Genomic DNA, 22,056 nt, shown 5'->3' on the forward strand with positions numbered 1-22,056 from the left:
CGCAAACCCACCGAACCGATGCTGCTCGACCCCACCCGCTGCACCTGCCACCAGCCGGTGCTCATCGCCACGTTCCGCGCCGAGCAGCTCGTCGCCCTGGAACTCCGGCACCTCCGCTCGAACGGCTGCGCGTACCCGGCCCAGCCCGTCGACGTCGACTCCTGGCTGCTCCCGTGGTGACCACCAGCCCGACCCCGTAACGCCCGCACACCCCGCGCACCGAGAGGCCGCCCGTGACCCACCCGCACCAGCTGCACGCCACCCGCGCCGCCTGGTCACTCGCCGCCGCCCGCACCCACCTCAACCAAGCCGTCACCCGCGAGCAGGCCGACCGCCGCGCCGAAGCCCGCGTCATCGCCGCCGCCAGCGCCATCCAAGCGTGGCGACCCAACCCGGGCCCCACCAGCCGAGGCGGACACGGCGACCCCGCCAGCCGCGCCGCCGTCAACCACCTCGAACCCGAAGTCCGCGACGGCCGCCTCGCCCGCCTCGCCGCCTCCACCACCGCCACCCTCACCTGGCTCGCCGGCGCCCTCCGGCTCCCCGACGGCGAGCACCTCACCGCGCTGACCACCGCCCTGCCCACGCTCCGCCCGACCACCGCCGGCCACCTCTGGCGGTGGCTCGACGAAGCCGACCAGCGCATCCGCGACACCCTCCACCTCGACCCCGACGGCACCGGCGTGCCCGGCATACGGTGCCCGCGCTGCGCCCGCCGCCAACTCACCGCCCACACCACCGGACCGAGGCCGACGTGGACGGTCACCTGCACCCCGGCCTGCCTGTGCGCCGGCCCCGACTGCCCCTGCGGCACGACCATCCGCGCCCTGGACGTCCCCCACGTCTGGGGCCCCGACCACCCACTCACCACCCGCTTGACCAGCGCTGCATGAGGGAGACTCGAACCGTGACCGACGAACTGGTGACCTGGCTCCGCGCGCAGCTCGACGACGACGAGCGCATCGCCCGGGAGGCCGGCTACCGCGCGATCGCGTGGCCTGCGAATGGGACCTGGCACCTGGAAGGTGTCGAGCACTACGTGGTCGGCGAGGAGGAGGCTTTCTGCCACCCGCACAACGTCGAGCACATCGCCCGCCACGACCCGGCCCGGGTGCTGGCCGAGGTGGACGCCAAGCGGCGCATCCTCGACTTCCTGTCGGTCGCGCAGATCGACGTGAGCCGGCCGGGTCAGCCGCCGGAGTTCGTGCCGGGGGAGGCTCCGCCGATCGCCCATCCGGTGCTGCGCCTGCTGGCCCTGCCGTACGCCGGCCGGCCCGGCTACCGCGACGAATGGCGCCCATGACCGACGAATGGATCAAGCACGACGGCGACCACTGGGGCACCGCCCGCATGATCGCCAACCACCTCGGCCCCGACATCACCGAAGCCATGATCCGCAACTGGGCCGCCCGCGACGGCCTCCCAACAGCCAAAATGCGCGACCAACGGGGGCGCCGGCAGACCCGATACCCGCTCAGCCGAGCCATCGGTATCGAGGCCGAGAAGTTCCTCTCCGGCCGCGGCCGCAAGCGCCGACTTGACGAAAGGATCATGGCCACCGCATGATTTGATCAATCCAAACCACTAGGCGAACTCTGCCCACGGCCCCGGGCGGACCGGTTCGGCTGTGGCTCAGCTCAGATATCCTTGCCAATCGTGCCTCAGATTGGCGATGTTGATCCGATAAGTGCGATTTTGAGCTTCGTCTTTGGCGTGGTCGCTACGGCTTTGGCCGTCTGGACCTTCCGGCAGAGCGGTTACAAGCTCAAGGCGAGGCTGTACTTCGGTGCCCAGGTCGGAGGGAGCGTTATTCCTGGTGCCCTGGCGGAAGACCTTCTGAGGGCCAATGGACATCTGACAGACACGGAAGTCGGACAGAACGTGGTCGCGGTAGAGGTTCGGAACACCCGTCGTTCGCCCGTAACCGTCTCCAGCGTCCGGCTAGTCCACACCAGGAAGATCCGCCAGCGCCGCTCGCAAAAGTTGAGGCTACGGCCGGGCTTCGTGGCGCCGTGGATTCCCGGCCCGGCTCTCACCCAGACACAGCTTCCGATTCGCCTTGCGCCCTTTGATCAAGACACCGTGGCCTACCCGCTCCAGACGCTGGAGATCTGCGCCGCTGGTTGGTGTCGAGTCCTTCAGCGTCGGCGCGTTCGGGTCAGGGCGGTCCTGTACCTAGGTGACGGGAAGAAGATCAAGAGCAACGCTATCCGACTTCCATCTCGGGTGTGACGACGCTGGGGCCGCTCGCTTAGGCTTCCAGCCAATGCAAGGCGCCGACCGCGGTGTTAGGCGGACCCTCCCCACGGCCCGGTCGAGCACCCAGCTCCCGGGCCGTCCCGCTACCCCAACCCAGCAACAACCTCACTGCTCAGGCACAACCACCAACCGCTGCCCGCGAACCATCTCATCCACCCTCGTCACCCTGTAGGTGACGTCATCGAGGCGGATGCGCCAGTCCGTGAACCTGTCCGGCAACCGCATCTCGGCGATCACATCGCCGCCCTCCACCTGCACCGTCACATCGATCACAGGCCCACGCTACTGGCCGGCAACGGACAGAACATGTCTCACACGCTGAAGGTCTGCAGCGAACCCGGCTGCCCCGAACTCGTACCCCACGGCCGATGCGCCCAACACCGCCGCGCCACCGACAAAGCCCGCGGCACCCGGCAGCAACGCGGCTACGACCGCGACCACGAACTCACCCGCGAACGGCTACTGCGCCACTTCATCCCCGGCACCCCATGCCCAAAGTGCAGACGCCCCATGCTCCACGGCCAACACCTCGACGCCGGCCACAGCGTGGACCTACGCGACAACCCCAACGCCAAAGCCGACCGCCTCGAACACGCCTCATGCAACCGAGGCTGGCGCCGAGGGACCTCACCCTGAGTCACGGAGGGTGGGGGGTGACCCCCAACGCCGCAGGCCACAGGACCGCCGGGGAGGGCTCCGACCGGTCCGTCGAGTTCAAACGACCCCGACCGTCACGCAATGTGACGGCCAGCCGAGGTGCCGCGCAACGCGGGCCGAGGGAGTTGATCGAAGATGGGTAGTGGTGGAGCGCGGGCCCGATCTGGTCCCGCACCTGATCCGGAGGCGCTGCGCAGGGAGCGCGGCAGCGACCCGGGGTGGCACGTCCTGCCGATCACCGGGCGACCCGGTCCGGCGCCGGTGTGGCCGCTGACCGAGGCGTCTGAGCGGGAGCTGAAGCTGTGGGGCGTCCTGTGGGCGAAGCCGCAGGCGACGCGGTGGGAGGTTCTCGGCCAGGAGCTGGAGGTCGCGTTGTACGTGCGGCGGTTCGTCGAGGCGGAGCGGCCCGGCGCGTCGACGTCGGCCACGGTGGTGGTGCGTCAGCTGGGTGAGGCGCTGGGTCTGACGATCCCGGGGCTGCTGCGTAACCGGTGGCAGATCGGGGGCGGCCCGGGCACCGCGGCGGCGGCTGGTGCGCCGGCCACGCCGGCGGGGGGCGGGGCGCGGCCGGCCAGCTCGCCGAAGGGCAGGCTGACGGTCGTGCGCGGCGATGCCGCCGTCTGACCGGTACGTCGTTGACTTCCCGACTCTGTGGATCGTCCCGGCGTGGATCGAGCGGCACTGCCCGCAGCCGGACCGGTTCAACCGGGGCGGCGCCTACGAGCTCTACGACTGGCAGCTGTGGTGCACGGTCAACCACTACCGGGTCAAGAGGACCGCGCTGTGGGCGCCTGAGAATCCGGTGCTCGGCCCGGCGTTCTACCACCGGCGCAGCCAGATCATCGGGCCGCAGAAGATCGGGAAGGGGCCGTGGTCGGCGGCGCTGTGCCTCGCTGAGGGCGGCGGCCCGGTGCTCTTCGCCGGGTGGGCGGAGCCGGGCGACGTCTACCGGTGCGAGGACAACGGCTGCGGCTGCGGCTGGGTGTACGAGTACGACCCGGGCGAGCCGAAGGGGATGCGCTGGCCGACGCCGCTGATCCAGATCACGGCGACGTCCGAGGACCAGACGGACAACATCTACCGGCATGTCAAGGCGATGATCCGGCTCGGTCCGCTGAGCGATTTGATGCGCCTCGGCGAGGACATGGTGCGGATCGGCACCGAGGGTGAGATCGACACGGTCAGCTCGGGTGCGCTGTCGAAGGTCGGTAACCCGGTCACGTTCGTGATGCAGGACGAGACGGGCCTGTACAACGACAAGAACAAGCTGCGGAAGGTCGCCGAGACGCAGCGGCGCGGCGCCGCCGGCATGGGCGGCCGGTCGATGGAGACCACCAACCCGTACGACCCGTCGGAGGACTCGGTCGCGCAGCGGACTTACGAGTCGGCGGCGCGGGACGTGTTCCGGTTCTACGAGCCGCCGCCGGCGAACCTGTCGTACCGCAACAAGCGGGAGCGCCGGAAGATCCACGCGTTCAACTACGCGGGTTCGCCGCACGTCGACGTCGATTCGATCGACGCGGAGGCGGCCGAGCTGGCCGAGAAGGACCCGCCGCAGGCGGAGCGGTACTACGGCAACCGGATGGTCTACGGCGCCGGCACGTGGCTGGAGGGTGACCGGTGGGACGCCCGGGAGTGGCAGCGGGTGATGCCGCCGGGGACGCCGCCGCGGGAGGTGCCTCCGGGTACGGCGATCGTGCTGGCCCTGGACGGCTCCGATACCGACGACTGGACGGTGATCCGGGCCGAGACCGAGCAGGGCTACCAGTTCACGCCGACGTTCGGCGAGGACAAGCTGCCAACCGTCTGGGATCCGGCGAAGCACGGCGGCCAGGTGCCGCGGCTGGAGGTCCGGGCCGCGGTCGACGAACTGTTCGCCCGCTTCGACGTGGTGCGGTTCTACTTCGACCCGCCGGACTGGAAGACCGAGGGTGACGACTGGTCCGCGACGTACGGCGAGAAGCGTGTGATCCGGTGGTACACGCAGCGGCTGGTGCAGATGCACGAGGCAGCGGTTCGGCTGCACACCGACGTCGTCAAGAAGGACGCGACGTTCACGCATGACGGCTGCCCGACCACGCTGGTGCACGTCCGTAACGCGCGGAAGTTGCCGCGTCCGGCGCAGCGGTACGTGCTGGGTAAGCCGTCGCAGACGCAGAAGATCGACGCCTGCGTGACCTCGATCCTGGTGCACGAGGCCGCCGGGGACGTCACAGCGGCCGGGCTGTGGCCGCGCGAGGACAACTTCGTATACACCGCGTCGAGCACGAGGCGGTCCAGGAGGTGATGGCGTGGCGACCGAGGACGAGGCTCGTGCTGCGGTCGCCCGACTGTCGCGGGAGCTGCAGGACCGGCGGCCGCACATCGAGCGGCGCATCGACTACTTCAAGGGCCGTGAGGGGCGCCTGAGGTTCGCATCCGACGAGTTCCGCGACTACTTCAAGAAGCGGTTCGAGGGTTTCTCGGACAACTGGTGCATGCCGGTGGCGCAGTCACCGGCGGAGCGCATGAACCCGCTCGGGATCCGCCTGGAAGCGGAGTCGCGTCGCGCCGACCTGGACCTGCAGCGGGTGTGGCTGGCCAGCGACGCCGACCGCGACGCCTCCGAGGCGTTCCAGGTGTTCGTCGTCGCCGCCCGCGCGTTCGCGCTGGTGGCGCCGAACCCGCGGGACGCGACGACGCCGCGGATCACGTTCGAGCATCCGGCGCAGGCGATCGTCGAGTACGACCCGGCCACCCGGGAGAGCCGGTACGGGATGACGGTGTGGACCGACGACAAGTGGGACTACGCCACCCTCTACACCCGCCGTGAGGTGTGGAAGTACCAGCGGCAGACCGGCCTGGACCGCGACCCCGCCCGTCCCGACCGTCCCACCCCCCTGTCCGTGGATTGGGTGCCTCGGGAGGTGCAGGGCGAGACGTGGCCGGCGCCGAACCCGCTCGGCGCGGTGCCCCTGGTGGAGCTGCGTAACCAGTCGCTGCTCGACGACGAGCCGATGTCCGACATCGGCGGCGTGATGGCGATGCAGGACTCGATCAACCTGGTGTGGGCGTACCTGCTCAACGCGCTGGACTACGCGTCCCTGCCGCAGCGGGTGGTGCTCAAGTCCGACGTGCCGAAGGTGCCGATCCTCGACGAGACCGGCAACGTCGTCGGTTCCCGGCCGGTGGAACTCGACGAGCTGCTCCGCGAACGGATCATGTTCCTGCCGGGTAAGGACGCCACGATCGGCGAGTGGACGGCGGCGCAGCTCGACTCGTACAGCCGGGTCATCGAGCAGGCGGTGGAGCACATCGCCGCGCAGACGCGCACCCCGCCGCACTACCTGGTGGCGAAGCTGGTCAACACCTCCGCCGAGTCGTTGACGGTGGCTGAGGCGGGTCTGGTCAGCAAGACGCTGGAGCGGATCACCTACGTCAACCCGGCGCTGCGGCAGGTGTACCGCCTTGTCGCCTTGGCGCAGGGCGACGACGCCAAGGCCCGGGCGGCGGCGGCCGGCGAAATCATGTGGCGGGACGTGCAGTACCGGTCCGAAGCTCAGCGCGCTGACGCGCTGGCGAAGAAGAAGGCGATCGGCTACCCGCTGGAGTACCTGCTGGAGTTGGACGGCGTGCCGCCGTGGGACATCCCGCGGATCCTGGAGATGGCGCGGCGGGAGCGCACCGACCCGACGATGGAGCGGATCGCCCGCGACCTGAGCGGCAGCGGTGCTCCGGGCGGCCGTTGAGCACTACCGGCGTCAGCAGCGGCTCGTCGCTCTCGCGGTCGCGGCTGGCCGCCGGGCGTGGCGGCTCGTCGACCGGGACAACTTGGATGCGCTGGGGCCGTTCCTCGCGGCGCTACTGCCGGTGCTGACGGGCGCGCAGCGCACCTCCGCGCAGGCCGGCGCGGCGTACGTGGGTCGGGCGCTGGCCGAGCAGGGCATCGGCGTTGACCCGGTCGGGCAGGTCGAGCCGGATGCGTTCGCCGGGACGGCGGCTGACGGCCGACCCCTGGCGACCCTGCTGATCGAGCCGGTGATCCGGGTCAAGCAGGACATCGGCGCCGGCGTGAGCGTCGCCGCGGCGATGGACGCCGGACGGGCCCGGCTGGACCGGATCACGCGCACCGAGACCGCCGACGCCGGCCGTGTTGCCGCCGGCGTGGGGATCGCGGCGACGCCCCGGGTCGGCTACGTGCGGATGGTCAACCCGCCGTGCTGCGGGCGCTGCGCGATCCTCGCGGGCCGCTGGTACCGGTGGAACGCCGGATTCCAGCGCCACCCCAACTGCGACTGCGTCCACATCCCCTCCGTGGAGGACGCGGCCGGGGACCTGCGCACCGACCCGAAGGCGCTGTTCGCGGCCGGCGAGGTCACCGGACTGTCCGTCGCGGACGCCGAGGCCGTCGCGGACGGCGCTGACCTGGCCCGGGTGGTGAACGCGCACCGCGGCATGTACGCCGCCGGTGGCCGCAAGTTCACCCACGAGGCCGCCGGCCGGCGCAGGCCGCGGCTGATGCCGGAGCAGATCTACCGGGACGCCGGGTCCCGGGCCGACGCCGTGCGGCTGCTCAGGCTGCACGGCTACATCACCTAGGGGGGACCAATGGCTGACCTGAGTGCCGCGCAACGCCGGCAGGCCACCAAACAGGGCGACGCCCTCCCCGGAGGACGGTTCCCGATTCGCAACCGCGGCGACCTGGAGAACGCGATCCGCGCCGTCGGCCGCGCCGAAGGCGGCGAAGCCGGCCGGGCGAAGGTGCGCCGGTTCATCATGCGCCGCGCCCGCGACCTCCGCGCCACGAACCTCATCCCGGCCACCTGGGCTGAGGACGGAACCCTGAAAGGGAGCTGAACATGCAGCCTGATCAGTCGGGCGCAACGCCCGCTGACGTCGACACCTCGGCAATCGGGGACGACGACCTGGAAGCACAGGAACTCCTCGCCGACGCCGTCGATTCCGACGACCCGGACGGCGCGGACGCCCTCGGCGACCCGGGCAAGAAGGCACTGGACGCCATGAAGCAGCGCGAGAAGGCCGCACGGGCTGAGTCGCGTGAGCTGAAGAAGCGCCTCGCCGACCTGGAAGCCGCAGCGGCGGCGAAGGACAAGACCCCCGACGAGCAGGCCATCGACGCCGCCCGGCGCGAGGCCGCGGCGGAGACGCTGGCGAAGGCGAACGCCCGGATCCTGCGCAGCGAGGTGAAGGCCGCCGCCGCCGGGAAACTCGCCGACCCGTCCGACGCGCTGCGCCTGCTCGACCTGGACCAGTTCGAGGTTGGCGACGACGGGGAGGTCGACGCCGGCGACATCGCCGACGCGATCAGCGAGCTGATCAAGAACAAGCCGTACCTGGCCGCGCAAGGCGGCACCACCACGTTCGACTCGGCGCGCGGCAAGCGCACGCCGGCCGGACAGCTGACGCGCGACGACATCAAGAAGATGTCGCCCGCCGAAATCAACGCCGCACGCAAGGCCGGGAGGCTCGACAACCTCCTCGGCAAGAAACCCTAGGAGGGGCCAGAAATGGCTATCACCAACTTCATCCCGGAGATCTGGAACGCCCAGATGCTCCTGGACTTCCGCGAGCGGGCGATCGCCGCGAACCTGGTCAACCGCGAGTACGAGGGCGACGCGACTCGCGGCAACACGGTCCACATCACCTCGGCGGTGAACGTCGCGGTCAAGGACTACAAGGCTGGCGCTGGCGGCAACCCGCGCACCACCGTGGCCGACCCGGTGTCGGACGCCGGCCAGGACCTCCTGATCGACCAGGAGAAGAACTTCGATTTCTACATCGACGACATCGACCGGGCGCAGGCGGCCGGCTCGATGGAGGCGTACACGGAGTCCGCGGCCGAGGGCCTGGCCGAGGACGCCGACAAGTTCATCCTCGCGCTCGCGGTGACCGGCGCGGACCCGGGGAACATCATTGCGCCGGCCGCATTGACGACCGGCGACCAGGCGTTCAACATCTTCCGCGAGCTGAACAAGCGGCTCAACAAGGCGAAGGCACCGAAGGGCAACCGCGTCGCCGTCGTCAACGCCGAGTTCGAGGCCCTCCTGCTCGGCGCGGACAGCAAGCTCACCAGCGTGGACGTGTCCGGCACGCCGGCCGGTCTGCGTGACGCGGTGCTGGGGCGCCTGCTCAACTTCCTGGTCGTCTCCAGCGAGAACCTGCCGAACGTGGCCCAGCCGCAGATCGCAGCCTGGTACCGGCCCTCGATCGCCTACGTCTCCCAGATCGAGGAGACCGAGGCGCTCCGGGGCCAGGACAAGTTCGCCGACCGCCTGCGTGGCCTGCACGTCTACGGCGGGAAGGTCATCCGCCCCACCGGCGTCGCGACCTTCACGGCGACGCCGTAATGCCCCGGGTGAAGGGGCCGAACGGCCTCGTCGTCGACCTTGACCCCGTAGTGGCATCCGGGCTCGTGGGGGGCGGCTCCGGCGAGTACTCGTACGTCGAGGACGGCCCAGAGGCCGAGCAGGAGCCGCAATCGGAGCCGGACGTCGAGCAGGAGGGCGCGACCGTCCAGGAGCCCGAATCTGACCCGGAGCCCGCGCCGGAGCAGAAGACGGCACAGCCCAAGCCCGCGGACGTGCGGCGGTGGGCGAAGGAGAACGACGTCGAATGCCCGGCGCGGGGAAGCATCCCTGAATCCGTCGTGGACGCGTACAAGGCCGCGACCGAAACGGAGTAGCCGTGTCCCTGGTGCATTTCCTGGGCCCGGACGGCGAACTGGTGCCGGTGAGCGCGGCCGACCCTCTGCCCATTGGGGCAGCGGCGCCCGCGCTCGCCGCGCTGGCCCAGCCGCCCGAGGCCGAACCGACCAACGAAGGGGCTGAGGAGTTATGACCCTGCTGCATTTCCTCGGTCCCGGCGGGGAGCTGGTGCCGGTCAGCGCGGCCGACCCAATGCCGGCCACCGACGCCGGCGCGGTGCAGGCCGCTGACGTCAACGCCACCGCGCCGGTGACGTGGGATGCCGGCACCTCCACCATCGGCATCCTCACCGACCAGGCCAACGGTGTCCCACTTCTCGACGCCAACGGCCTGGTCAAGCTCGCGCAGATGCCGATCGCGGGCCTCAATTACCACGGCAACTGGGACGCCTCGACGAACACGCCGACCCTGGCCAACGGCACCGGCACCGCCGGCGATTTCTACCGCGTCTCCGTCGCCGGCACGCAGGACCTCGGCGCCGGCCCGATCGTGTTCGAGGTCGGCGATCACGTCATCTACGAGGGCGCCGTCTGGCAGCAGTTCGACCCACCGCAGACCGTGGCGTGGGGCGACCTGACCGGCACCCTCGCCGACCAGACCGACCTTCAGACTGCACTGGACGCGAAGCTGACCACCCCGACGCCGCTGATCACGAAGGTGGTCATCGGCACCACCCTGTCGACCACTGTGATCGGGATGGTCGGCTACGACCAGGACGTCCTCGGCGACACCCTCGTCATGCGGCGGCTGTCTGGCGCCGTAGCGGCCGCGGACGCCGTCCAGACTGACGAGACGGTGACGCTCGCCCAGCTGAACGCGGCGATCGCCGGCATCGGGACGCAGAGCGACCTGGGTGCGCCGCAGAGCCACAACACCACTGACGTGTTCCTCACCCAGAGCAGCCCGACGGTGCAGCTCATCGACAACTCGGCGGGCGACACCCTCGTCAACCTGCCCGCAGCCGCCGACACCACCCCCGGCAAACGCTTCATCATCAAGCGCACCTCGGCCGGCGCGCACGGCTTCGACATCCAGTCCGGCGACACGAACGGCGGCTTGATCGACGGTGTCGAGTCCATCGGCATCGCCGCCCAGTACAGCTTCCGGGAGGTCGTCTTCGACGGCACCAACTGGCAGATCATCGGCACAGGCGGTAGTTAGCCGTGGCGCTCCCGAACTTGGCGACGGACGCCGATCTGACCGCCCGTGGCATCGACACGTCCGACGCGACGCTGATCGCGGCGTTGCTGGCCTCGGCGAGCGCGGCGGTGCGAGACGCGGCTGGTGTGCCGATCACGTTGACCACCGCCACCGTCACCCTGAACACGGTGCCGGGGCGGCGGCTGCGGCTCCCGGCCGTTCCGGTGCGGTCGGTCGCGGCGGTGCTGCTCGACGGTGTTGCGATCACCGACTGGAAGCTGCGCGGCAACTCGCTGTGGCGTGCCTGCCGGTGGCAGAAGCCGTGCGACATCCCGGCTGAGGTGACGGTGACGTTCACCGCCGGCCTGGACGAGGTGCCGGCGGACATCGTCGACATGGTGTGCAACCTCGTCGGCGCCGGGGTCGCGCACGCCGCCGACGGCTACGAGGCCAACACCGGCAAGGAGTCCGAGGCGATCGACGACTACCGGGTGGCCTACGCGCAGGGCCCGGACGCGCCGGTGTCGCCGATGGAACTCCCGGAGGGGACGAAGGAGTCGCTGGCCGCCCGGTTCGGCGGTGGGGCGGCGGTTGTGGTGACCCGGTCATGAGCGCCGGCAGCGTGCTGCAGCGCGGCCGCCGCGCAGCCGAACGACTGATGGTCGACACCTGCCTCATCCGGCGGGTCACGGGCACCTCCACCGACCCGGACACGGGGCAGATCACACCCACGTTCTCGACGGTGTACTCGGGCAAGTGCCGGGTGCAGCAGGCGACGGCGAATCCGGGTGACACGACCACCGGCGACGCGGAGCTGCTGATGGTGCCCCGCGTCCTGTGGCTGCCGGTGGCGTCGTCGCCGGATGTGCGGGCGGGGGATCGGGTGGAGATGACGGCCAGCGTCTACGACCCGGACCTGACCGGGCGGCGGTTCGTGGTGCGCGGGGAGTTCGCGAAGAGCCACGCCACCGCCAGACGGCTCGGCATTGAGGAGGTGACCTCTTGATGATCGACATCCGCGCCGAGGGCGTCGACCGCCTGGTCGCCGACCTCGCCGAGGTGCCCGAGGAAGCCCACCGCAACATTCGCAAGGCGGTGCAGTTCACGGCGCACGGCACCAAGCGGACGGCGCAGGAGTTCGCGTCGGGCATCGCGCACGCGCCGGACTACCCGCGGGCGATCACCTACGACACCACCGACCACGGTGTGGGCGTCGGGGTGTCGGCGGAGATCGGCCCGGACAAGGACCGCCGGCAGGGCCCGCTGGGCAACGTCCTGGAGTACGGCACGGTCAACAACCCGCCGTACGCCCACCTGGGCCCGGCACTCGACCGGTGGACGCCGGACTTCGAACGCGGGCTGGAGAAGGCCGCCGCGGACGCCCTGGACGGGCGGCGGTGAGCATCCAGGCGCATGCCGACGCGATCCTGGCCCGGCTGCGTGCCACCGCCAACCTGACCGTGTACCCGGAGCCGGACAGCCCGGCGCAGGTGCCTGCCGGCGCCGAACCGCCGTACGTGTCGGTGCACATCACCACCCGCTACGACCTCGGCCCGTCGCTGGCGATGGAGTCCGGCCGGGCCGTCACCACGGTCACGTGCCACTGCGTCGGCGGTAACGCCATCGCGGCGCGGGCGGTCGCGCAGCTGGTGTCCGGGGCGCTGCTCGACTTCGTGCCCACCATCGCCGGCCGTACCTGCTGGCCGATCCGGCAGGACCCCGTCGACAACCCGCCGCGTCCGGACGAGTCCACCGGGCAGCTCGTGATGGACCTGGTGGCCCAGTACCGGCTCGAAACTCTGCCCGGCTGAGGAGGAAGACATGGATTGGGCGCGAGTCAAGGACTCCACCGGACATGAGGTGACCATGCGGCGCGACCGCGCCGAGGGCCTCGGTCTGGAAACCGTCGACAAGCCCGCGACGGACCAGCTTGGCCGGCCGCTGCCGGCGAAGGTCAGCACAGACAAGGCGGCACGGCCGCCGAGGAGCAGGGAGACCACCCGATGACCATGCCCGTGTCGGTGCCGTCCGACGGCACCCTCCGCGTCGACTACGTGCCGGCGATCGCCAACACTGCCGCGCCCACGGTCACCGAGCTGACCGCGGCCGGCGCGCAGGCGCTGTCCTGCTACATCACCATCGACGGCTGGCAGCCGACCGGCGACCAGGCCACCGTCACCGACCAGCGTCTCTGCGCGACGCAGGACTTCGAGCAGCCCGGCCGCAAGACCAAGAGCCTCACGCTCGTCTACGTGCACAACCCGACCGTGCCCACGAGCAACGAGGCGTACACGACCCTCGCCGAGGGCGTCACCGGCTACCTGGTGGCCCGCTACGGTGTGCCGCGCACCCAGGCGTGGGCCGCGGCCGACATCGTGGACGTGTGGCCGATCACCGCCGGTGAGCCGATGAAGAACTTCAACGGCGCCAACTCGGTGCACACGGTCACCCAGCGGATGTTCGTCACCGGCCCGGTCGCTCTGGACTCGGTGGTGGTAGGCCCGTGACCGACCCGGATGCGATCCTCGCCGGCGCGCACCTCCCCGAGGACCGTGTGCCTGTGTGTACCCGCGGGGACCTGGTCGCCGAGTGGAAGCGCCTCGGTAAGGAGCTGACCGAGGCGAAGGTGAAGGCCGCGGCTGACCCGCGTCTCGGTGGCAGCGGCACCACCGAGCTGGTGCAGCGGATGGAGAAGCTGCGCGCCGAGGTGGAGGCGGCCACGGTCGAGTTCCGGCTGCGGGCGCTGCCCCGCAAGCGGTGGAACGAGCTGGCCGACGCGCACCCGCCCCGCAAGGACGGCGCGACGGTGCACCCGGACGACGTGGGTATGGGCGTCAACCGGTTGACGTTCCTGCCGGCGCTGGTGCGCGCGTCGACGATCTCGCCGAAGCTGCGCGACGAGACGTGGGATCGGCTGCTCGACCCGGACGGGGAGTTGCTGTCCGAGCAGCAGTGGCGGCGGCTGTGGCGGGCCTGCTGGAACCTCAACGTTGCGGAGATCGACGTCCCTTTCTCCGTCGCCGGATTGCTGACGACCCCGCCTTCCGGCAGCGACTCCGGCTCGCCCGAACCCTCGGCGTAGCCCCCCGACGGTTGGAGGGGTGGGAGCCGTCCACCGTCTACGAGCACGACCAGGACGGCCGGATGGTCAGGTCGACGCCGGAGCCGGAGTGGAACGACCAGCAGGTGGCGCTGCTGGTGGCGTTGGAGGAGTACGAGCAGGGCCTGTGCAAGCGGTGCGGGCAGCCGCTGGAGGAAACCACCGACCCGGCGCACGACTTCAACAACCCGGCCGGCACGGCCGTGTACCTGCCGCTGCCGGGGACGCCGATGCAGTGCCACTGCTGCGCCGCCCTGCAGCGGTCGGAGCGGGACACGGAGGCGATGAACCCGCAGTGGCCGGGTGCGATTCTGCACGCCGTCCAGCTCGTCCCGAGGGGGTGACCGGTGACCCGCACCACGAAGGTCGGTCTGGACGTCGACGAGCGGCCGTTCGTCCGCGGTATGGGCCGGGCGGCGGCCGCCGCGGAGAAGCTCGACGACGCCCTCGACGACGTCACCGACTCGGCGAAGGACGCCGCGGCGGCGACGGCCCGGGCGAAGGACTCCACGGACGACCTGGGCGACTCGGCGACCGACGCCGGCCGGGACCTCGACAGGCTGCGCGCGGACGCGCAGCGACTCGACCGGCAGATCGACGAGACGACGGCCGGCGTCCGTGACCTGGCCCGGGCCATCGCCGCGACATCGGATGAGGCTGAGCGGGCGCGGCTGGCGGAGAAGCTGAGCGTCGAGCAGGGGAAGCTGCGCTCTCGGGTCACCCTGCGGAAGCTGATCGACGTCGACTCGGCGTCGGACATGGGCGCCGAGCTGGCCGGGAGGGTCAGCGTGTCCTTCGGGGCGCGGCTTGGCCCGCTGCTGGCCCGGGCGCCGATCGCCGGGCTGAACCCGGCGGTGGCGGCCATCGGCGCGCCCATCGCCGCGGGGCTGACCGTCCTCATCGGGGGTGCCGTTGCCGGCGCGGTGGTCGGCGCGGCCGGCGCTGGGGGTGTCGTCGGCGGTCTCGCCATCGCGGCCCGCAACCCGGCGGTGCAGGCGTCCGCGGCGGAGACCGGGGACCTGTTCGGGCGGGCCATGCAGCGCGCCGGGGTCAGTTTCGTGCCGGTCACCCTCGACGCGCTTGGGCTGGTGCGGTCGGAGATCGGTGAGATCGACGACGACTTGGAGCGGGCGTTCAGCGCGGCGTCGCGTTTCGTGCGTCCGCTGACCGAGGACCTGCTGGCCGGGGCTAAGGACGGGGTGGACGGGTTCGCGACCGCGGTGGAGCGGGCTGGCCCGGTCGTCGAGGCGCTGGGCGACATCGCGCAGGATGCCGGGGACCTCGCCGGCGACACTTTCGAGATCCTCTCGGACCGCGCGTACGAGGGGTCGCGGGCTCTGTCCACCCTGTGGGGCATCTTCGAGATTGGTGCGCGCAGCGTCGTCGGCACCGTCGCAGCCCTCACCGAGGCGTACGGGTGGATGGAGAAGATCGGCGCGCTGGCGGTCGGCGACCGGGAGAAGTTCCTCCAGCTGATCGTCGAGGAGCACAACGCGAAGATCACCTCCGGTGGCCTGTCGCAGAGCTTGCAGGACCTGATCAACTCCCTCGGGCAGACCGGCGGCGCGGCGTCCGACGCCACCTACGACGTTGAGTCCCTTGAGGACGCGCTGGGGCGCCTCACCGGTGAGGCGATCTCCGTTGAGCGGTCGCAGATCGCACTGGAGGAGGCCATCGACCGGGCCGCTGAGGCGGCGAAGCGCAACGGCGACGGCATCGACCGGAACATTCCCAAGCAGCGGGCCAACCGTGAGGCTCTGATCGGGATCGCTGAGGCGGCGAAGCGCGCCTCGGAGGACATCTACGCGACCACCAAGTCACACGACATGGCCGCAGAGGCGACCGAGTACGCGCGGAAGAACTTCCTCCGCACCGCCGAGGCAATGGATGTGGAGCGGGGCGAGGCGGAGCGGCTCGCCGACCAGCTGTTCGGCATTCCTAGGGAAGTGGATACCCGCGCCGACTTCCAACCCGACAACAAGGGCGTGTCCGACTGGAAGAAGACCCTCTCGGGCATCCCCAGGGAGATCTTCACCTCCGCTCGGCTGCGGGCGATCGTCGACCTGGAGGTGCGGCGCGAGCAGGCCACCCAGGCGACCGGCCGCCGGTGGGGTGGCATCACCGAGCACGCCCGGGACGGTCTGCTCCGGGAGGCCGGCATCTACTCGCCGGTCAGCCCGGCGCGGTACGCGTTCGCCGAGCCGGCCACAGGCGGTGAGGCGTTCATCCCTCGGTTCGGTGACCGGGACCGGTCGCTGGACATTCTGTCGCGGGCGGCGATGTGGTACGGGCAGCAGGTAGTGCCCGCAGGCGGCGCCGCGGCGCGGGTCGACGGGCCGTACGGCGGCGGTGCCGAAGCGTCAACCGGTTCTGGCAGCTGGTCGGTGGCGATGGCCACGGCTCGGGCGATCCGGGCGGCGCTGGTCGGCCTCACCGTGCAGCTGGACGGGCGCACCGTCGGCTACATCCAGGGTCGGCAGGCCGACCTCTACGAGCGGGGGGTGTGAGTGAACTGCGAGCTGCAGTTCGTCGACCAGGTTTCGGCGTCGCCGACGGTCCGGCTGGACCTGATGGTCGCGCCGTGGAGTGTCCAGGATTCCACCGAGTTCGGGTTGCCGGAGCTGCGCCGGGCGGTGGTGTCCACACTGCTGTCCGACGGGGAGCGGTACCCGGCCGCCGCCTACGGCAATCGGATCATCATGCTGGTCGCCCGCATCGCTGACGTGGACGACGACGCGATGGCGGACGCGTTGCAGGACCTCTACCGGGAGTTGGACCGGCCGACGAACATTCTCCGCTATCGCCCGGGCACGACCGAGCCGGTGTTCTTCCAGACGTTCCGGTGCGGGCCTGACTCGGTGACGTGGAACCCGTTCCTGAAGGAGGTCACCGCAGCTATTCCGGCCGAGCCGTTCGCGGTGGGCCTGAAGGAGACCCTGCCGACGGTGACGGTGAACAACGATCCCGCCGCGGCGTCGAACGGCCTGTACTTCGACATCGCCGCGCCGAAGGGCGACGTGGAGACTCCGTTGTTCGTGCAGGTTCCGCTGGCCAGCGTCGCCATCAGCGGCCGACGGCAGTCCGCCATCGGGGTGCGCCGCCGCGGTACTCCGTCGGGGATGCCGGGCACCCTGCAAGCGGAGGCGATGACCGCCCAAACCGATACGTCGGTGCAGGCGAATGACCCGGTGATGTCAGGCAGTGGCAGCAACTACATGCGGTGCACGTTCGCCAGCAACGCGTCGCTGGTGTCTCGGCTGGCGGTCAGTTCGTTCCCCGCCAGCGCCAGCGTGGACGTGAGGGGCACCTACCGGGTGTTCGTCCGGGTGCGCAAGACGGTGTCCGCCGACGTGATCACGATGCGCCTGTCGGCGAGTCTTGACGGGGTGAATGTCAACGGCGACACCGTGACTCTGCCGTCGGGCACCAACATCCGCTGGGTCGACGTGGGGCTCCTGCAAATGCCGCTTGGCTTCGACCCGCAGACCGACGGGTACTCGGGTATCCCGCTCGCGGTGCGCGGGATGTCCCTGTTCGTCTCAGCGGGCCGGTCGTCGGGCAGCGGCAGCCTCGACATGGACGTGATCGCGTACGTTCCCGCCGACGATCGGTTCTGCCTGGTCAAGTGGTCGGAGTTCGCCGGCCCGACCGCGTTTGTGCTCGACGCGGCGGCGACCGAGGTCTACGCCACCGGCGCGTCCGGTGAGGTGCGGGCCACGCAGATCAGCGAGGTCGAAGGGCTCGCGCCGATGCTCACACCCGGTCGGGCGAGCCGGGTGATGTGGCTGCTCGACGTCGGCACCACCTCCCAGGGCGGCGACGACAAGACCCGCACCATCGAGGTCACCCCCTACTACTGGCCGCGGTATCTGTCGGTGCGGCCGGTGTCATCGTGAGCCTGCCGATCCCGCTGAGCATTCGACTGCGCACCGCCCGCGGGGAACGAAACGTCACCCGCGAGGTGCGTGACCTGACGATGAGGTGGACGGACCCGGGCGGCTACCAGTCGGCGCAGATTGCTCTGAACCGGCCGTTGACCCTGCAGCCGGATGAGATCGCCTACTACGGGGACCTGACCATCCACGACGGCCGCAACGGCCAGGTGGTGTGGGATGGCCGGCTGGAGGATCCGGGTCGGTCGGCGGGCGGTCAGGGGCAGGTGTGGGACATCGCCGCCGTCGGCGGCCAGTCACACACCCGGGACCGCATCGTCCCGCTGATCTACGTCGACCAGCCGCTGTCGCAGCTGGAGCGCGTGGACAACGTGGTTCCCGCCGGCACCACCGCGGTGGGCACCGACCCAGGTATCGCAGGGAGCCAGGTCCAGGCGCTGGTGCTCCAGTTCCCGCAGGGCCTGACCATCGCGACGTCCGCCCGCATCGTGATGCGGTACGTGGGTCTCCAGCGGTCCGGGCAGAAGCTGGCCAGGATCGATCACACCTGGGACGCAGGTCGCACCGACACGGCGTTCCAAGTGCAGGCCGTGACCCGGACGGACGGGTTGCTGTCCGGCGGCGAGAACGCCCGCTCGGACACCTGGAACACCGCAGGCGGGGGGTCGTCGCCGCGGCTGATCGTCACCAACTTTCCCAGCGGACGCACCACCGTCGAGTGGCGGGTGTTCTACTCGGGTGTCGGCGGCACGGTGTCCGACGGTAACCACTGGGCGTCGATCTCCAACATGATCGTGCAGGCGACCCGCTACAACGCTGCTGGCACCGAGCAGCTGACGGCGGCGAGTTATCCCAACAACTACGTGCTGGCGCACGAGATCGTCGCTGATCTGCTGGGCCGGCTGCTCACCGAGTTCGACGGCGCCGGCGCGCGGATCGACTCGACTACCCACCAGATCGACCAGCTGATCTACCCCGACGGGGTGGACGCTGCGCGGGTGCTCGACGACCTGATGACGCTGGAGGGTGGCTTCACGTGGCGGGCCTGGGAGCGGGGCAGCAACGGCCTGTTCCGGTTCGAGTGGGTGCCGACGCCGAGCACGGTCCGCTACGTGGCGGACGTGACCGACGGCTACGACTCCCAGGGGTCCGCCGACGGCCTGTACAACCGGGTGACCGTGCGGTGGAGGGACACCCTCGGGCAGCCGTTGACCGCGACCGTGTCGGCGACGGTGCCGCTGCTCGACGACGCCGGCCTGATCAGGCAGGGCCGCATCGACCTCGGGTCGGATGCGGGGTCGGCGACGGCCGCGATCCGGGCCGGCCAGCAGTGGCTGGCCGCCCGGAGGTACCCGCCGAACGCCGGCAGGCTGCGCATCGCCCGCCCGATCCTCGACCTGCAGACGGGCCGGATGGTCATGCCGTGGGAGATCGGCCCCGGGCTGATCCGGGTGCGGGGCATCCTGCCCCGCCCGGACGCCCTCAACGCCACGGCACGCGACGGGGTGACCATTTTCCGGGTCATCGGCGGCGAGTACCGGGCATCCGACGGGGCCGCGACGTTGGACCTGGATTCGTACGCCCCGTCGGTGCCCCGGCAGATCGCCGACATTCGGCGGGCTACCAGCGGCATCCGCAGGTGATGGGGGGATCGCATGTCAGAGCCGGAGCCGATGTACACGCTGGCGGAGGCCGAGCAGTTGATCCGGGACCGGCAGTGCGCGACGGCTGCTCACCGCCTGGTGCCGGTGGACGGGTCGGCGTCTCGGGTCTACTGCTCGGCCTGTACCCGCACCTTCGACCTTGTCCGTGTGGAGGTGACACCTTGACGCGCGCACCGAGCAATCTGTTGGCTGTCCGCCGGCTGCTGCTCGCCCACCTCAACGTCGACGAATCCCGCGTCCGGTCGCAGGATTTGGAGCCGGCCGAGGTTGGCATCGTCGGCGACCGGGCCCACCGGGGCGGCTACCACTGCGGCTCGGACCGGGTGGTGCCCAACGACTACTCGGTGGTCGAGTCGCCCCGCGACCGGGCCGGGCTCACTACTGACGCCTCAGCGCTCGACGTCGGACTCTTCGAGGTCCGCTCGGGCGGGCGCACCCACAACCTGTACAGCTTCTCCACCTGGTGCGTGGGGCAGTGCGTCGCCAGCGCCCCGGACACCCGGGACATCCGCGAGATCATCTACTCGCCCGACGGCAAGGTCGTCCGCCGGTGGGACCGCCTCGGGCGCCGGTCGTCTGGTGACAGCTCGCACCTGTGGCACACCCACTTCAGTTGGTTCCGCGACTCGATCAAAGCGGGCCGCGACCAGACGCCGCTGTTCCGCCGATACCTGACCACCATCGGACTCATCGAGGGGGACGACATGACACCGGAACAGGACCTGCGACTCAAGCGCGTCGAGGCCGCGCTACTGGGCACCGGGCGGGACGGTTTCGGGTTTGCCATCAAGGACGTGGACGGCCGGCCCGGGCCGGTGGAGCCGTTGGCGCAGCGGCTCGCCGATCTGTCGTATGCCCTGGTGTCCGGGCCCGCCGGCTCGGGTGCCTACATCGCGCAGGTGCTTCCCCGCGTAGAGGCCCGGCTGGCTGAGCTGGCGGGGAAGGGCGGCACCGATGTCCCGGCGATCGTTGCCGGGGTGCTAGCGGAACTGACTCCGGAGAAGATCGCTGAGGCGATCCCGCCGACGATGGCGAGGCAGCTCGCCGACGAACTCGCCCGCCGCCTGGCCGCTCCCGATGCATCGTGACCGCCCCCGACCCGCTGGGACCTGTCGTCATCACTGCCCGAGACATCTACGACGCGCTGATCAAGCTAACCGACACGGTTAACAAGCTGGTAGGCCAAGGCAGCGGGCACGACGACGACATCCGGGACCACGAGGACCGAATCCGGGCGCTGGAGCGTGGGCGGTGGCCGCTGCCGTCCCTGGCCGCACTGGTCTCCATTGCGGCGCTGGTCGTCGCGGTCGTTGGCATCACGTCTCGCTGATCCCGGGGCACTCCTGCTCGTGCTCCGGGTCGACCTCGACGCGCCCGCACTGCGGGCAGCTCCACACCCGGCCCATCCACACCCGGCATCGCGGGCACTCCCCATGCCGGGGACGCATCGGCGGATGCCCCACGCACGGGTCGGGCGCCCACTCCTGCCACACCCGCTGACCCTTGCGGGTCACCCACCTGCCACCCACCACACCCGCACCGTACCCAGGAGGCCCTGTGCAGCCCACCGTCGGACGCATCGTCCACTACGTCGCGCGTGGCAGCGCGGACGGCAAGTTCCCGAAGAAGTGCCGGGCCGCCATCGTCACCGAGGTCGACGACCCGAACGGCGCGAACGCGGACCTCAACCGCGTGGGACTGATGGTCGCGAACCCGACCGGCCTGTTCTTCCACCCGATCGCAGACGGCGGCGGGTGCCACCAGGGCCCACGGTGCCAGGACATCGACCACCCCACCGCAGGCGGCACCTGGCACTGGCCCGAGAGAGTCTGAGGAGGCTCAATGTTCACCACGAAGTTCTGGAAGGCCGCCAGCGAGCGCGCGGTCAAGACCGCCGCGCAGGCGCTGCTGGTCTACTTCGGTGGCGACGCCGTGTTCAACGCGTGGCACGCGGACTGGCCGGCCGCCGGCGGCATCGCCTCCGGCGCGGTCGTCCTGTCGGTGCTCACGTCGCTGGTGAGCGCGAACCTGGCCGGTGAGCCGGACTCGCCGAGCTGGGTTGCCGGCGACCGGTAGCCGTAGCTCTGCGCGAAGCGCCCCCGTCCAGCCTTCGGGCCGGGCGGGGGCGTTTCGTCGTGTCCGGGGCGAGCGTCTCAGGTCAGTCCTCAATGAAGAGGCTGCGCGCCGTCAAGTGGTCGGCAGCCTCCGACAGGTCCGGCCCGAGCATCTGCTCGTGATGCGGCCGGCCAAGCTGCCTTTCCAGCTCCGCCGCCTGATCGTCGGACACGGACCATGCCTTCGCGACCGTCGACCCGTCACGCAGGTGGTGCACCAGCACTACGTCGATCATCGGCGGTACCTCCCGGGACCTCTCGCCCACGCGGCTGGGGCCTCTACTTCGTGCGCTGCCAGGTGCCGCAGCCAGACGACTCGAAGTCCTGCCCCTTCTTCAGGACGACCGTCGGCCGGCCACCCCCCGGGATGTCGTTGGCGATGACGTTCTCACCATTCGTGCCGCTCTTCGTGATGGCCCAGTAGCAGTCGTCGGTGACCGGCGCCGTCACCCGGTACGTGCCCGGCGGGACGTCAAGGCCCACCGTCCACGTGCCCTCCTCGATGGTGGGCGGCGGCGGTGGAGG

General features: G+C 70.6%; 34 protein-coding genes. 30 read left to right on the forward strand and 4 right to left on the reverse strand.

Annotated features, from left to right (window positions below):
• From C1I99_RS32730 to C1I99_RS32320, 5 genes are all read left to right on the forward strand, one after another.
• Nucleotides 1-180: hypothetical protein (locus C1I99_RS32730; RefSeq protein WP_158554052.1), on the forward strand; the 180-nt coding region annotated here is incomplete at its 5' end.
• 53 nt (nucleotides 181-233) lie between these two features.
• Nucleotides 234-893, forward strand: coding sequence for a hypothetical protein (locus tag C1I99_RS13765; protein ID WP_111134604.1), 660 nt, complete (start codon nucleotides 234-236; stop codon nucleotides 891-893).
• A 14-nt stretch (nucleotides 894-907) separates the two neighbouring features.
• Nucleotides 908-1,303 carry a DUF6221 family protein gene (locus C1I99_RS13770; protein ID WP_199562112.1) on the forward strand — a complete coding sequence of 132 codons (396 nt, stop codon included), beginning with the start codon at nucleotides 908-910 and terminating at the stop codon, nucleotides 1,301-1,303.
• Nucleotides 1,300-1,566 carry a hypothetical protein gene (locus tag C1I99_RS13775; protein WP_111134606.1) on the forward strand — a complete coding sequence of 89 codons (267 nt, stop codon included), beginning with the start codon at nucleotides 1,300-1,302 and terminating at the stop codon, nucleotides 1,564-1,566. The genes C1I99_RS13770 and C1I99_RS13775 overlap by 4 nt, the downstream gene beginning before the upstream one ends.
• Nucleotides 1,567-1,656: 90 nt before the next feature.
• The gene (locus C1I99_RS32320; protein WP_146603955.1) at nucleotides 1,657-2,232 is read left to right on the forward strand and encodes a hypothetical protein; all 576 of its coding nucleotides are present in this window, start codon (nucleotides 1,657-1,659) and stop codon (nucleotides 2,230-2,232) included.
• Nucleotides 2,233-2,364: 132 nt separating this feature from the next.
• On the opposite strand, the gene C1I99_RS32735 is transcribed toward C1I99_RS32320, so the two are convergent.
• On the reverse strand, nucleotides 2,365-2,532 hold the full coding sequence (locus C1I99_RS32735; protein WP_158554053.1) for a hypothetical protein: 168 nt from the start codon (nucleotides 2,530-2,532) through the stop codon (nucleotides 2,365-2,367).
• Between the two features lie 519 nt (nucleotides 2,533-3,051).
• Between C1I99_RS32735 and C1I99_RS13780 the strand changes: the two genes are divergently transcribed.
• From C1I99_RS13780 to C1I99_RS13885, 23 genes are all read left to right on the forward strand, one after another.
• Complete coding sequence (locus C1I99_RS13780) at nucleotides 3,052-3,540, forward strand: hypothetical protein (RefSeq protein ID WP_111134607.1); 489 nt, start codon at nucleotides 3,052-3,054, stop codon at nucleotides 3,538-3,540.
• Entirely contained in the window at nucleotides 3,527-5,203 is a 1,677-nt protein-coding gene (locus C1I99_RS13785) for a hypothetical protein (RefSeq protein WP_111134608.1), read from the forward strand. Before C1I99_RS13780 ends, C1I99_RS13785 begins: the two co-directional genes overlap by 14 nt.
• Before the next feature lie 4 nt (nucleotides 5,204-5,207).
• Complete coding sequence (locus C1I99_RS13790; RefSeq protein WP_111134609.1) at nucleotides 5,208-6,644, forward strand: phage portal protein; 1,437 nt, start codon at nucleotides 5,208-5,210, stop codon at nucleotides 6,642-6,644.
• Nucleotides 6,625-7,494: a VG15 protein gene (locus C1I99_RS13795; RefSeq protein ID WP_111134610.1), complete on the forward strand. Its 870-nt coding sequence runs from the start codon at nucleotides 6,625-6,627 to the stop codon at nucleotides 7,492-7,494. The genes C1I99_RS13790 and C1I99_RS13795 overlap by 20 nt, the downstream gene beginning before the upstream one ends.
• A gap of 9 nt (nucleotides 7,495-7,503) precedes the next feature.
• The gene (locus C1I99_RS13800; protein WP_111134611.1) at nucleotides 7,504-7,752 is read left to right on the forward strand and encodes a hypothetical protein; all 249 of its coding nucleotides are present in this window, start codon (nucleotides 7,504-7,506) and stop codon (nucleotides 7,750-7,752) included.
• 2 nt (nucleotides 7,753-7,754) lie between these two features.
• Nucleotides 7,755-8,411 carry a phage scaffolding protein gene (locus tag C1I99_RS13805; protein WP_111134612.1) on the forward strand — a complete coding sequence of 219 codons (657 nt, stop codon included), beginning with the start codon at nucleotides 7,755-7,757 and terminating at the stop codon, nucleotides 8,409-8,411.
• A gap of 12 nt (nucleotides 8,412-8,423) precedes the next feature.
• Nucleotides 8,424-9,263: a major capsid protein gene (locus C1I99_RS13810; RefSeq protein ID WP_111134613.1), complete on the forward strand. Its 840-nt coding sequence runs from the start codon at nucleotides 8,424-8,426 to the stop codon at nucleotides 9,261-9,263.
• 8 nt (nucleotides 9,264-9,271) lie between these two features.
• Nucleotides 9,272-9,598 (forward strand): Lsr2 family DNA-binding protein, encoded by a 327-nt coding sequence (locus C1I99_RS13815; RefSeq protein WP_158554054.1) that lies wholly within the window; start codon nucleotides 9,272-9,274, stop codon nucleotides 9,596-9,598.
• Between the two features lie 2 nt (nucleotides 9,599-9,600).
• Nucleotides 9,601-9,753 carry a hypothetical protein gene (locus tag C1I99_RS32740; protein ID WP_158554055.1) on the forward strand — a complete coding sequence of 51 codons (153 nt, stop codon included), beginning with the start codon at nucleotides 9,601-9,603 and terminating at the stop codon, nucleotides 9,751-9,753.
• The gene (locus tag C1I99_RS13820) at nucleotides 9,750-10,781 is read left to right on the forward strand and encodes a hypothetical protein (RefSeq protein WP_111134615.1); all 1,032 of its coding nucleotides are present in this window, start codon (nucleotides 9,750-9,752) and stop codon (nucleotides 10,779-10,781) included. The genes C1I99_RS32740 and C1I99_RS13820 overlap by 4 nt, the downstream gene beginning before the upstream one ends.
• A gap of 2 nt (nucleotides 10,782-10,783) precedes the next feature.
• Nucleotides 10,784-11,371, forward strand: a complete 588-nt coding sequence (locus C1I99_RS13825) for a hypothetical protein (protein ID WP_111134616.1) — start codon at nucleotides 10,784-10,786, stop codon at nucleotides 11,369-11,371.
• Nucleotides 11,368-11,766, forward strand: a complete 399-nt coding sequence (locus C1I99_RS13830) for a DUF6093 family protein (RefSeq protein WP_111134617.1) — start codon at nucleotides 11,368-11,370, stop codon at nucleotides 11,764-11,766. The genes C1I99_RS13825 and C1I99_RS13830 overlap by 4 nt, the downstream gene beginning before the upstream one ends.
• Nucleotides 11,766-12,161 (forward strand): hypothetical protein, encoded by a 396-nt coding sequence (locus C1I99_RS13835; RefSeq protein ID WP_111134618.1) that lies wholly within the window; start codon nucleotides 11,766-11,768, stop codon nucleotides 12,159-12,161. Before C1I99_RS13830 ends, C1I99_RS13835 begins: the two co-directional genes overlap by 1 nt.
• Nucleotides 12,158-12,571, forward strand: coding sequence for a gp17 family tail completion protein (locus C1I99_RS13840; RefSeq protein WP_111134619.1), 414 nt, complete (start codon nucleotides 12,158-12,160; stop codon nucleotides 12,569-12,571). Before C1I99_RS13835 ends, C1I99_RS13840 begins: the two co-directional genes overlap by 4 nt.
• A gap of 10 nt (nucleotides 12,572-12,581) precedes the next feature.
• The gene (locus C1I99_RS13845; protein ID WP_111134620.1) at nucleotides 12,582-12,767 is read left to right on the forward strand and encodes a hypothetical protein; all 186 of its coding nucleotides are present in this window, start codon (nucleotides 12,582-12,584) and stop codon (nucleotides 12,765-12,767) included.
• Entirely contained in the window at nucleotides 12,764-13,267 is a 504-nt protein-coding gene (locus tag C1I99_RS13850) for a phage tail tube protein (RefSeq protein WP_111134621.1), read from the forward strand. The genes C1I99_RS13845 and C1I99_RS13850 overlap by 4 nt, the downstream gene beginning before the upstream one ends.
• On the forward strand, nucleotides 13,264-13,842 hold the full coding sequence (locus C1I99_RS13855; protein WP_111134622.1) for a hypothetical protein: 579 nt from the start codon (nucleotides 13,264-13,266) through the stop codon (nucleotides 13,840-13,842). Before C1I99_RS13850 ends, C1I99_RS13855 begins: the two co-directional genes overlap by 4 nt.
• A gap of 11 nt (nucleotides 13,843-13,853) precedes the next feature.
• Nucleotides 13,854-14,204: a hypothetical protein gene (locus C1I99_RS13860; RefSeq protein WP_111134623.1), complete on the forward strand. Its 351-nt coding sequence runs from the start codon at nucleotides 13,854-13,856 to the stop codon at nucleotides 14,202-14,204.
• A gap of 3 nt (nucleotides 14,205-14,207) precedes the next feature.
• Nucleotides 14,208-16,367 carry a hypothetical protein gene (locus tag C1I99_RS13865; protein WP_111134624.1) on the forward strand — a complete coding sequence of 720 codons (2,160 nt, stop codon included), beginning with the start codon at nucleotides 14,208-14,210 and terminating at the stop codon, nucleotides 16,365-16,367.
• Nucleotides 16,368-17,756, forward strand: coding sequence for a hypothetical protein (locus C1I99_RS13870; protein WP_111134625.1), 1,389 nt, complete (start codon nucleotides 16,368-16,370; stop codon nucleotides 17,754-17,756).
• Nucleotides 17,753-19,396, forward strand: coding sequence for a hypothetical protein (locus tag C1I99_RS13875; RefSeq protein ID WP_111134626.1), 1,644 nt, complete (start codon nucleotides 17,753-17,755; stop codon nucleotides 19,394-19,396). The genes C1I99_RS13870 and C1I99_RS13875 overlap by 4 nt, the downstream gene beginning before the upstream one ends.
• Before the next feature lie 182 nt (nucleotides 19,397-19,578).
• Nucleotides 19,579-20,505: a hypothetical protein gene (locus tag C1I99_RS13880; protein ID WP_111134627.1), complete on the forward strand. Its 927-nt coding sequence runs from the start codon at nucleotides 19,579-19,581 to the stop codon at nucleotides 20,503-20,505.
• Nucleotides 20,502-20,747, forward strand: coding sequence for a hypothetical protein (locus tag C1I99_RS13885; RefSeq protein WP_233512495.1), 246 nt, complete (start codon nucleotides 20,502-20,504; stop codon nucleotides 20,745-20,747). The genes C1I99_RS13880 and C1I99_RS13885 overlap by 4 nt, the downstream gene beginning before the upstream one ends.
• Here C1I99_RS13885 and C1I99_RS32325 read toward each other — a convergent pair.
• Nucleotides 20,734-20,949: a hypothetical protein gene (locus C1I99_RS32325; protein ID WP_146603956.1), complete on the reverse strand. Its 216-nt coding sequence runs from the start codon at nucleotides 20,947-20,949 to the stop codon at nucleotides 20,734-20,736. The two genes, C1I99_RS13885 and C1I99_RS32325, sit on opposite strands and share 14 nt — an antisense overlap.
• Before the next feature lie 25 nt (nucleotides 20,950-20,974).
• Here C1I99_RS32325 and C1I99_RS13890 point away from each other — a divergent pair, with 25 nt between their 5' ends.
• Nucleotides 20,975-21,250 carry a hypothetical protein gene (locus C1I99_RS13890; protein WP_111134629.1) on the forward strand — a complete coding sequence of 92 codons (276 nt, stop codon included), beginning with the start codon at nucleotides 20,975-20,977 and terminating at the stop codon, nucleotides 21,248-21,250.
• A gap of 9 nt (nucleotides 21,251-21,259) precedes the next feature.
• Nucleotides 21,260-21,493, forward strand: a complete 234-nt coding sequence (locus C1I99_RS13895) for a holin (RefSeq protein WP_111134630.1) — start codon at nucleotides 21,260-21,262, stop codon at nucleotides 21,491-21,493.
• Between the two features lie 82 nt (nucleotides 21,494-21,575).
• Here C1I99_RS13895 and C1I99_RS13900 read toward each other — a convergent pair whose 3' ends face one another.
• Nucleotides 21,576-21,767, reverse strand: coding sequence for a hypothetical protein (locus C1I99_RS13900; protein WP_111134631.1), 192 nt, complete (start codon nucleotides 21,765-21,767; stop codon nucleotides 21,576-21,578).
• 43 nt (nucleotides 21,768-21,810) lie between these two features.
• The coding region (locus C1I99_RS32745) for an Rv1352/Rv1906c domain-containing protein (RefSeq protein WP_199562113.1) at nucleotides 21,811-22,056 on the reverse strand (246 nt) is incomplete at its 5' end.

Source organism: Micromonospora deserti (assembly GCF_003236335.1).
In the GTDB taxonomy this organism is placed as follows: domain Bacteria; phylum Actinomycetota; class Actinomycetes; order Mycobacteriales; family Micromonosporaceae; genus Micromonospora; species Micromonospora deserti.